Below are 282 nucleotides of genomic sequence, written 5' to 3'. Positions count from 1 at the left end.
AGCTGGATTTCCTGCTGATCCCGGACCAGGTGGAGGCGCTGGCGTTGTCTGAGGTCGCCCAGCAGGTTCACCGCTACCAGCGCCAGCACCTGGACCATAATGAGGCCATCACCCGGGCCCTCATCGTCACCATGGGCGGGATGTTGCCGGGCGTGCTGCTGTACGACCACCTGGTAGAGGGGCGCGACCCCGGGGTGCCGAAAATGCAGTTCGGCACTATTGGCGTCTCGCTCTACAAGGGCCCCGGCGTGCGCTACAAAAACCCGCTGGTGCAGCACGGTA

At 64.5% G+C, this 282-nt stretch carries 1 protein-coding gene; it reads left to right on the top strand.

What is annotated here, in order from left to right; genetic code table 11:
- Window positions 1-282, top strand: a 282-nt coding sequence (locus E2C05_RS33980) for a hypothetical protein (protein WP_158292521.1), incomplete at both ends; no start/stop codon positions are given.

Origin of the sequence: Paracraurococcus ruber, from assembly GCF_004353985.1 — a bacterium.
Taxonomy (GTDB): domain Bacteria; phylum Pseudomonadota; class Alphaproteobacteria; order Acetobacterales; family Acetobacteraceae; genus Paracraurococcus; species Paracraurococcus ruber.
Note: the sequence above shows the minus strand (reverse complement) of the source record. Positions and strands in the feature narration are given on the sequence as shown.